Origin of the sequence: Neiella litorisoli (assembly GCF_014773395.1) — a bacterium.
GTDB lineage: Bacteria > Pseudomonadota > Gammaproteobacteria > Enterobacterales > Neiellaceae > Neiella > Neiella litorisoli.
In genome coordinates this window covers 18,739-28,825 of record NZ_JACXAF010000036.1, presented here as the reverse complement: position 1 = coordinate 28,825, position 10,087 = coordinate 18,739, and the positions used below count along the sequence as shown (strand labels likewise).

The 10,087-nt window shown below is 51.8% G+C and carries 9 protein-coding genes; 7 read left to right on the top strand and 2 right to left on the bottom strand.

Features of this window, described 5'->3' with window-relative positions:
• Nucleotides 1–204 precede the first annotated feature (204 nt).
• From IC617_RS18395 to yaaA, 4 genes are all read left to right on the top strand, one after another.
• Entirely contained in the window at nt 205–1,074 is an 870-nt protein-coding gene (locus IC617_RS18395) for a Dyp-type peroxidase (protein ID WP_191146455.1), read from the top strand.
• A 23-nt stretch (nt 1,075–1,097) separates the two neighbouring features.
• Complete coding sequence (locus tag IC617_RS18390) at nt 1,098–1,562, top strand: META domain-containing protein (protein ID WP_191146454.1); 465 nt, start codon at nt 1,098–1,100, stop codon at nt 1,560–1,562.
• Nucleotides 1,563–1,864: 302 nt separating this feature from the next.
• A complete protein-coding gene (locus IC617_RS18385) occupies nt 1,865–3,310 on the top strand; it encodes an alanine/glycine:cation symporter family protein (RefSeq protein WP_191146457.1) in 1,446 nt (481 codons plus the stop codon).
• Between the two features lie 75 nt (nt 3,311–3,385).
• Nucleotides 3,386–4,159, top strand: a complete 774-nt coding sequence (yaaA, locus tag IC617_RS18380; protein ID WP_191146453.1) for a peroxide stress protein YaaA — start codon at nt 3,386–3,388, stop codon at nt 4,157–4,159.
• A 24-nt stretch (nt 4,160–4,183) separates the two neighbouring features.
• Here the strand turns inward: yaaA and IC617_RS18375 are convergent, their stop codons facing one another.
• Both IC617_RS18375 and srmB read right to left on the bottom strand, forming a co-directional pair.
• Nucleotides 4,184–5,035 carry an MOSC domain-containing protein gene (locus IC617_RS18375; RefSeq protein ID WP_191146452.1) on the bottom strand — a complete coding sequence of 284 codons (852 nt, stop codon included), beginning with the start codon at nt 5,033–5,035 and terminating at the stop codon, nt 4,184–4,186.
• 9 nt (nt 5,036–5,044) lie between these two features.
• A complete protein-coding gene (gene srmB, locus IC617_RS18370) occupies nt 5,045–6,397 on the bottom strand; it encodes an ATP-dependent RNA helicase SrmB (RefSeq protein WP_191146451.1) in 1,353 nt (450 codons plus the stop codon).
• A gap of 88 nt (nt 6,398–6,485) precedes the next feature.
• Here srmB and IC617_RS18365 point away from each other — a divergent pair, with 88 nt between their 5' ends.
• The 3 genes from IC617_RS18365 (at nt 6,486) to brnQ (IC617_RS18355) (ending at nt 10,056) form a co-directional block, all read left to right on the top strand.
• Nucleotides 6,486–7,202, top strand: coding sequence for a tRNA1(Val) (adenine(37)-N6)-methyltransferase (locus tag IC617_RS18365; RefSeq protein ID WP_191146450.1), 717 nt, complete (start codon nt 6,486–6,488; stop codon nt 7,200–7,202).
• Between the two features lie 110 nt (nt 7,203–7,312).
• Nucleotides 7,313–8,632: a branched-chain amino acid transport system II carrier protein gene (gene brnQ, locus IC617_RS18360; protein WP_191146449.1), complete on the top strand. Its 1,320-nt coding sequence runs from the start codon at nt 7,313–7,315 to the stop codon at nt 8,630–8,632.
• Nucleotides 8,633–8,718: 86 nt separating this feature from the next.
• Nucleotides 8,719–10,056, top strand: a complete 1,338-nt coding sequence (gene brnQ, locus IC617_RS18355; protein WP_191146448.1) for a branched-chain amino acid transport system II carrier protein — start codon at nt 8,719–8,721, stop codon at nt 10,054–10,056.
• Nucleotides 10,057–10,087: the final 31 nt, after the last annotated feature.

Here is a 10,087-nt window from a genome sequence, read left to right as displayed (position 1 = left end):
GAGCGATTGTGGCAAGGATGGTTCAAACTACAAACCATCCTTGAAGGCTATGAGCTAGCCAAGTCTCTTGAGCTCTGAGATGTGATCAAGAGACAGCGCTACAGCGGCCTTTTTTGTTAGTAAACAAAGCCATTTTAAAATTTGCAGCCTAGGATGACCGCTTTCGACTAGGCTCATTAGTATTCGTCAGTAGGAGTAATTGATATGCAATCTGCAATTTTGCAGCCTGTTCCCAGCCATGGTGTTTATCTGACATTGGACAAGCTTCCAGAAGTGTCGGTGATTCAAGCGCTACATTGTATTCAACAGCTTGAGCTCGCTGATCAGCACGTCATTGGTATTGGTGCGTCACTTATACCGGCGGGCTCCAAAGCGAGTATTGCCGCTTTTCCAGCGATGGCCGGTCCGGGTGTGACTGTGCCTTCCACCCAAGCGGACTTATGGATCTGGCTGCGCGGCGACGAACCTGGCCCATTGGTCGTTGAAGCTCAGCTGATGGCCGCAGAGCTCAGCGAATGCTTTGATTTAATTCAGCAAACGCAGGCGTTCAAACATGGCTCAGGGCGCGATCTCACCGGTTATGAAGATGGCACCGAAAATCCCAAAGATGACGATGCCATTGCGGCAGCCTTTGTCAGTGGTCAAGGTGACGGTACCGATGGAGCAAGTTGTGTTGCAGTACAGCAATGGGTGCATGACTTAGCGGCGTTCTCGATGCACAGCCAAGACCAAAAAGACAACATGATTGGCCGTCGCTTAGCCGACAACAAAGAATTTGATGCGCCAGCCAGTGCTCATGTTAAACGAACCGCTCAAGAGCAATTTGAACCCGAAGCCTTTGTTTTGCGCCGCTCGATGCCGTGGGCTGAGTCAGCCCAAGCAGGGTTGATGTTCGTGGCATTTGGCCACTCAACTCTGGCGTTTGAGCAGCAAATGCAGCGCATGGCTGGCATCGATGACGGCATTGTGGATGCGCTGTTTCAGTTTTCGCGTCCGGCGACCGGCGGTTACTACTGGTGTCCACCGCGCGATGATGCCGGTTTGAACTGGCAGGGACTGAATCTGACCACTTAATTCATTGGTATCTGGAGCGACACATGCACATTAAATTCTACCTTTTGGCTTTTGCTCTGGTGTTGGCTGGCTGTGCATTAACAGCCACTGATCCCGATGCCGCGAAAGGCAAGGTGCCAAGTCGAGAGCAATTGATTCACCACCATTACAATTTGGACATGGTCGATGGGGTGAAACTGTCGGATATGCTGGGACAACAACTTGAAACGGGGAAGCGACCCGATATTGAGTTTCAGGAAGGGTTTAGGTTGGCCGGAATTGCTGGCTGCAATCGCTTTATGGGGCAAGGCAAGCTTGACCAAGGCGCTTTGTCGATGGCGCCAGGACCATCAACTCGAATGGCTTGTATTGGCGAGTTATCGAAAGTAGAGCAGACGGTCTTTACGGTATTGCATGACGGCGCGCAGATTCGCATCAAAGATCAGCAACTGATCTTGCTGCATCAAGACCATACGCTGGTGTATCAGCTGGCTGATTATGTGTACTAAGCTCAGATAAGAAAAACGGGAACCGAAGATTTCGGTTCCCGCTGATGGCAATTAGAGCCAATAGAGCCAGACGAGATTAAGCGACCAAGACCAGACCAATGGTTGATCGCCTACTTGAGCAAGCTCACCCCCGCTCAGGAGTGTTCTCAAGTGGGATTAATCATATAAGCTCTTTTTTGTAATTGCAAATGATAATTATAATCATTTAATAAAAAATTGATAACGAAGCTGTTTCTCCCAATATTGTTTGTTGCTGACGTCGTATTCAGCAGCCACGGCGCAACTGAAAAAGGTTCACTATGATCGAACAGTTAATTGATTTTCTTAACGATATCCTTTGGGGAAAAATTCTTATCTATTTCCTGCTCGGAGTCGGCGCGTTATTTACCATTCGCCTTGGCTTTATTCAGATCCGCCATTTCGGTCATATGTTTGCAGTGCTGCGCCATAGTCGGCAGGCTGATCAAAACGGTATTTCATCTTTCCAAGCCCTCTGTACCAGCCTTGCCGCACGAGTCGGAACCGGCAATCTTGCCGGCGTTGCCGTTGCCCTATACCTCGGCGGCCCCGGCGCCATCTTTTGGATGTGGTTGATCGCCTTGATTGGCATGGCGACCTCGTTTGCCGAATCGTCCCTCGCCCAGCTTTATAAAGTGAAAGACGATGAAGGCAATTTCCGTGGCGGTCCGGCTTATTACATGGAGCGCGGCTTAGGCAAACGCTGGATGGGCGTGGCATTTGCGATTTGCCTGATCATCGCCTTTGGTTTGGTATTCAATGCGGTGCAAGCCAATGCCATTGCCAACGCCGCTAACGTTGCATTTGGCTGGGAAAACTACCAGACCGGTATTCTTATTCAGCTCCTGACCGGCTTAATTATCTTTGGTGGCATTCGTTCGATTGCTCGATTTGCCGAGCTTGTGGTGCCACTAATGGCGCTGGCCTACTTGCTGATTGCACTAACAATTGTGGTGATGAACATGGGTGAGCTGCCTGCGGTATTCAGCCTGATTATCAAAAGTGCCTTTGGCTGGCAGGAAGCCGCATCCGGTGGTTTGGGTTATACCGTGGCTCAGGCGATGATGAATGGTATCAAGCGTGGCCTGTTTTCCAACGAAGCGGGCATGGGCAGTGCGCCAAATGCTGCCGCAACGGCAACGCCATATCCGCCACACCCGGCGTCACAAGGCTATGTTCAGATGCTCGGGGTGTTTGTCGATACCATTGTGATTTGTACCTGCACGGCTTCGGTGATTCTAATTTCCGGCGCGCTTCAGCCTGGCTCCGAGGTGTCTGGGATCGAATTGACTCAAATGGCGCTGAGCAATGAAATTGGCTCGTTTGGCAATTACTTTATTGCTGTGGCTATTTTCTTCTTTGCTTTCACCTCGATTGTGGCCAATTACTCCTATGCCGAGACCAATCTGGTTTTTCTTGAGCATCAGCACCCAAGTGGTTTGAAGTTTTTCCGTTGCTTTGTGCTGGCCATGGTGATGTTTGGTGCCATGGCAGAACTGCCCATTGTCTGGAAGCTGGCGGATCTATCGATGGCCTTTATGACCATTATTAACCTGGTTGCCATTGTGTTGTTATCTGGCGTGGTGGTGAAGCTGGCCAAGGATTACAACGATCAACTGGGCGCAGGCAAGCTGCCGACATTTGATCGCAGTGATTATCCTGAATTGGATCAATCGCTCGCGGATGAGGTGTGGCAGCCAAAACAGCAAGCCGAGGTTAAAAGCAACTAAGTGGGTGATCCCTTTGGTTTGGTGGGCGCTATGTTATAGTGCCTGCCAATTCCTATAGTCACTTGGAGCTTTATCATGCTTGTTGTTGTTTCCCCTGCTAAAACATTGGATTTTGAAACGCCGCCAACTACGAGCACGTTCAGCCAACCCTCCTTGTTAACTCACTCTGCTGAATTGATTGAATCGTGCCGCCAATTGTCTCCAGCAGAAATTGCTAAGTTAATGAAGATCTCAGATAAGCTAGCTGGATTAAATGCGGCGCGCTTTGCTGAGTGGCAGCCAGACTTTAGTTTGGATAATGCCAAACAAGCCGTCTTGGCCTTTAAAGGCGATGTTTACACTGGACTCGATGCGGCATCACTAGATGACGCCGGCTTGGCATTTGCGCAGCAGCATTTGCGGATTTTGTCTGGCTTATACGGCGTGTTGCGGCCACTCGATTTGATGATGGCGTATCGTTTGGAAATGGGAACGAAATTGGCCAATCCTCGCGGTGCCAACCTCTATGCCTTCTGGGGCGACATCGTGACCGACGAAGTGAACCGAGCGCTGAGTGAGCAGGGCGATGATGTGTTGGTGAATCTGGCTTCAAATGAATACTTCAAAGCGGTGAAACCCAAGCAGTTGCAAGGCCAAGTGATCACCCCAGTATTCAAAGATTGCAAGAATGGTCAGTACAAGATCATTAGTTTTTATGCCAAAAAGGCTCGCGGTCTGATGACCCGTTACATCATTGATAACCAGCTATCTGATGTCGAGCAACTGAAAGGCTTTGATACCGATGGCTATTACTTCAGTGAGCAACAATCAACGGCCGATCAGCTGGTGTTTTTGCGAGAAGAGCAGTAGCAACAACCAATTCGGGTTGGCTACTTAGTCAACCCGAAGCTCATCTCCCACTTCAATCAGCTCCCCATCACCACGCACGATAATGGCGTTCTGACCAAAGTAAGCGCCGCTGCCATCGCCCAAACTATCGAACTCAGCGAGCGCTTTGAGCGGCAAACCTTGCTCTGGGCGTTCGCCCGTTTGTTGATCCGTGGTGATCATCGGGCAGCGCTCGCAGGGCTTACGTAACCCAAGCTGATAACGATTGTGTTGTTCAGTTAGCTCTGCGGTGTTGTTTTCTTGCCAAGGCTGCCAGTCGGTCACCACTACATTGGCACGAAAGCGAGTCATGGATAGCGCTGTTAGTTGCTGTTCTCGCAGGTAGCGATTGAATTGCTCAAGCGACGCGGTGTTGCTGACCAGTATCGGATAACCATCAGCAAAAGCCACCTGACTGGCTTCGTGTTGCCAAAGGTGCTTGGTGCTAACGGCGCGCTCTGAGTCATCGCCAAAACGAATGAGGCGGATATCGCTCTTGCCGCAGGCTTGCTCCAGCCATTGAGCAACCGAGTCGCCTTCGTCATAGCCTTTGACTTCATCGCGCCAAACGGTCACTTGCCGCGCTTGGCTTTGATCGTAATCGTACGGAATGCTGATACTGGCTTGCTCGGCGTGGTGCAGCACCAATGCGGAGTCGGTCAGCTCAGTTTTGATTTGTGCTAATTGCGGCAATTGTCGCTGGGTAATAAAACGCCCAGCGCTATTGGCAAGTAGCCATTGGCGGTCGGCGACTTTATCGCGCCAGCGCAATCCGGTTGCTCCTAGCGTGGCGCTAACCACACTAAAACCAGCCAGTGATTTCACCGGATAAATATACAATGCCGAAATACGCGCCATGACTTGATCCTAGCTATCTTGAGCGTTTGATTTGTCTTTTCCTGAAGCACCACTAGTGCTGCCTTCGGCTTTTGACTTCAACCAGCGCGGTGCGCCTTTGTTTTTCTTATCGCGCAAGCGCTTTTTGGCCGGCTTGACGGCATCAGCAAGCTTCTTCGATTGTTTCTTCTTGCCCGGTTTTTTCGCTGGTTTGCCTTTTTTACCCACCGCAGCTTCTTTGTGTTTGGGACGTAAACCGCTGACAAAACGCCGCGCCAATGGCTCATCAATGTAGCGCTCGATACGCTCTAATTGAGCCATGTCATGGGCTTCGACCAGCGAAATCGCGGTGCCTTTGGCGCCAGCTCGGCCGGTCCGGCCAATACGGTGGACATAGACGTCGGCGGTTCGTGGCATATCAAAGTTAATGACATGGCTGATGTCGCGCACATCAATGCCGCGGGCAGCGACGTCGGTCGCTAAGATGCAGCAGCGCTCTTGCTGACTAAAGCGCTGCAGCGCTTCGTTGCGTTTGTCTTGCTCCATGCTGCCGCGAATTTCAAACGGCTCGATTCCTTCGGAGCGCAGCCAGTCGGCAAGCTCGGCAAGCCCCGCTCTGGTTTTGCCGAACACAATGACCTTTTGGGTTTGTTCTGATTTCAGGTAGTGCAGCAACAGCTGACGTTTGTGCTCGGTATTATCGGCCAGATGGATCCATTGATGAATGCGGTTTTTCTCACGTCGCGGCACTTGGTTGGCTTCGATCCGAATCGGCTCTTCGAGTAGACGATTGGCGAAATCAGCAACTAAGTTACCTTCCAGCGTGGCCGACAACAGCAAGGTTTGCTTGCGCCAACGCGCTTCGGCGGCAATGACTTCGACATCCTGGCCGTGACCCATTTCCAGCGTCCGGTCGGCTTCGTCGATGATCATGGTTTCGATCTGACGAGGATCAATCAATTCTTGGTTGAGGTATTCCAGCAAACGGCCAGGGGTTGCGATTAATACATCAATATTGCGCTTGAGCATTTGGGCGTATTCGGCATGATCCACACCGCCAGTCAACACACGGCAGTCAAGATGAGTGCACTGACTGAGTTTGTTGGCATAATCGAGCACTTGCGCGGCGAGTTCGCGGGTTGGGACCAGCACCAAAACGCGCGGCGGGCCCGACTTAGCGCGAGGAAAATCAAGCAACTGCTGTAGCGCTGGCAGCAAATAAGCGGCCGTTTTGCCGGTCCCAGTTGGTGCGTTAGCCAACACATCGACACCATCGAGCACTGTTGGGATCATTTGTTGCTGAATGGTAGTCGGGCGCTTGTATTCGCTGGCCGTTAGGGCTTTGAGTAGTTTCGGCGATAAATCGAGGTCGGCAAAATCCATGGCATGATTGTCTGCTGTCTGTGGAGCCGGATAGTATACCCGAAGTCTCCCAATCTGATCGCTGAATTTATCCAATACGGACAAGGTAATGAGCGGATTTCAATGTAAGCAATTTTATGTCGGTCATGATCGTTGCGGCATGAAGGTCGGCACCGACTCCCTGCTGCTCGGTAGCTGGGTCGATTTAGCTGGGGTTCAGCGAGTGCTGGATGTTGGCACCGGCAGTGGCATCTTAGCCTTGATGATGGCGCAGCGCTTGGCCGATGCAAGGGCGAGCGGCTTTCAAGTGGATGGCGTTGAAATCGAGCCCGATGCGGCCGAGCAAGCAATGGCTAATTTTGCCGCTTCGCCTTGGCACCATAGCTTGATGGTTCATAAAGCGGATATCCATCAGTGGCAACCGCCGCAACTCTACGACTTGGTGATCAGCAATCCGCCTTACTTCTCCGCCGGTCAGCAACTGGACTGCGATAAACGGCAGCAGGCTCGATTGCAGCAATCTTTGTCGATTGGTGCATTGCTTGAACTTGCCGCTGGCATGGTTCACAGCAAAGCCAAAATAGCGCTGGTTTTACCGATGGAAAAGGCAGATGAAGTGGCGCTCGGCGCGGCATCAATGGGTTGGTTTATTGCCCAGCAATTGGCGATTCAAGGCCGCGCCGATAAGCCAGCCAAGCGAGTGTTGTTGCTATTGCAACAAGGTACAGGTGAGACCGAGTACCGTTCGTTAACAATCTATGATCAGAACAATCAATACAGCCAATCATTTAAGCATCTCACAAAGGCGTTTTATCTTGCCTTTTGAGTTTTGCGGTGCCACAGCGCCGTGGTAAGGTGCAGATAATTTTTGTTGTTGTGTAAAAAAAACGGGACAGCGGTGTCAACAGGCCTATGCTGCCCTGCAAGGAACATCAGTTGAAAAAGTTCTCAACGGCCGACACCGTCGGTTTTGGCTTCATGATCATGGCGTTTTTCCTCGGCGCTGGGAATTGGATTTTTCCGCCAATGGCTGGCTACTTAGCAGGGCAAGAAGTCATGCCTGCAACCTTCGGTTTTTTGCTCACAGCGGCAGGCCTTCCGTTGTTGGGAATTATTGCTCTGGCCTATGCCGGTGGTGGTTTTGCGGCGCTGGGCCGTTATCTACCGAACTCGGTGAGTGTGCTATTGGCGCTGACCGTCTACCTCATTATGGTGCCAGGCTTTGGTATTCCGCGCACGGCACTGGTGTCGTTTGAACTCGCGGTGAAGCCGTTTGTTGACAACCCAGATTCGAAAGCCCTGCTGGCGGGTTTCTCCGCTGTTTACTTTACCTTGGTGTTTTTAATTGCCAGCCGTCCGGGCAAGTTGCTCGATACCGTCGGTAAAGTCATTGCGCCGCTGATGTTGGTATTGGTGGCGGTGCTGGGCATCAATTTGTTGATTGCGCCACTGGGAACTGTAGGTGAGGGGCAGGGCGAATTTGCTCAATCGCCGGTGATCAAAGGCTTCCTTGAAGGTTATATGACCATGGATTTGCTGGCGGCAATGCTGTTTGGTGTGCTGCTGATCAATACCCTCAAAGATAAAGGCGTGACTGATGACGGCGCTCAGTTTCAGGCATTGTGTCGTGGCGGTCTGATCGCGGCGGCGGGTCTGGCCTTGGTCTATTTCATTTTGTTTTACATGGGCGCGATTAGCGGCTCGGTAGCCGAAGGTGCGGCCAATGGCGGTGAGATTTTTGCCCGTTACATGGCGGCATCAATGGGGCCATTCGGGCAGGCGATTCTGGCGTTGGTGATCACGCTAGCCTGTTTAACTACGGGCGTCGGCGGCTGCTGCGCTTTTGCGGAATACCTCGATGAGCGCTCCAATAAAATCCCCTATCGACCGACGTTGGCGATTATCGTTGTGATTTGCTGGGCCATGGCAATCATTGGCCTTGATGAGCTCATTAGCCTTTATATTCCTGTGCTGGTGGCGATTTACCCCATCGCCATCAGTGTCGTGTTACTGAATATTGTGGCCCATCGATTACCGCATCCAACGCTGAGCTTTCGATTAGTGGTGTCGGTGGCAGCCATCTTTGGTTTGTTTGATGCGATCGCCGCAGCAGGCGTGTTAAGTCACTTGCCAGGACACCAGTTGTTATCGCTTGTACCGTTATTCGATAGCGGCATGGGCTGGTTGGTGCCGTCAGTGCTGGCGTTGCTTGCCAGTTTGGTATTTAAGCCGACGTCGGCCACAGTCAGCGCATAATTCGCGATCTGCCAGCAAGAAAAAGCCAACTAAAATAACTACATGGCTGCTTGGTAGGTTTGGGTTCATTATTATTCGAGATCGATATGACAGACACGCGTCTCAATAGACAGAATATTTTTGCTTTAGGATTCATGACCTTCGCCTTCTTTCTAGGCGCGGGCAATATTATTTTTCCACCGTTGGCGGGGCAGCTTGCCGGTACCGAAGTAACTCTGGCCATGCTGGGTTTCTTGGTGACAGCCGTTGGTTTGCCATTGCTGACGTTGATCGCCGTGGCCGTTGCTGGTGGTGACATGGAATCGGTCACCCGAGATTTGCCACGGGCAGTCGCGGTGACCATTACGGTAGCCATCTTTATTGTCATTGGTCCAGCATTCGCGTTACCAAGAACCTCATTGGTGGCTTATGAGACCGGCATGAAGCCGCTGTTTGGTGCCGATGCGGTGCCGCTATGGTTGTACACCATCGGCTTCTTTGCGGTGGCGGTCGCCCTCGCGCTGCATCGTGGTTCATTGATTGATTACATTGGTAAAGTGCTGACCCCAATCCTTATTGTGCTGCTTGCGGTGCTCGGTATTGCGGTTGTGGTGGAGCCGTTAGCGCCGATTGGTGAATTGGCTGCCGGTAGCGCCGTTTCTGATGCGGCCAAGGCTTATCATGAAGCGCCGTTTAGCAAAGGCTTTATCGAAGGCTACAACACCATGGATACCTTCGGTGCGCTGATGTTTGGGGTGTTGATTGTTGATGTGTTGCGGAAAAAAGGCGTGTCGGACCGAGGATTCCAAGCCAGCTATCTGATTCAGGCTGGCGTTATCGCTGCGATAGGCTTAGCTCTGGTCTATACCTCGCTGTTTTACCTTGGCGCAACGAGTGGCACCGTGGCCGCTGGCGCCGATAATGGTGGCGAAATTTTAGCCTTGTATGTGCAAGGTGTGTTTGGTCAGCCGGGGCAGTGGATTTTATCGGCGGTGGTGACGCTGGCTTGTTTGACCACAGCCGTTGGCTTAACTGGCGCTTGTAGTGACTATTTTGCCAGTTTGCTTGGTATTCGGTATCGCACCTTAGTGGTGATTTTCGCGGCGACTAGCGCGCTGGTCGCTAATGTTGGTTTGAGCTATTTGATTTCAGTATCGATTCCGGTACTGATTGCGCTTTATCCGGTTGCTGTGGCCTTAGTGGTGTTGAATTTGCTGCGGCGTCATTTGAATCATCCCAAGCAGGCGTTTCGCTGGGTGGTTGGGATTGCCTTCGCGCTGGCCTTACTCGATGCGATTAAAGCGGCAGATGTGCCAGGGGCGACAACGTTGGTGGAAACGGCCAGTCACTTGCCGCTATTTGGCTATGGTTTGGCCTGGTTAGTGCCGGTGACCGCGGCGGTGGTGGTGGCCATGGCATGGCCCAAGCCTAGCGTCGACAAGTGATCAAAAAGTCCGCGCAAGCGGGCTTTTTTAA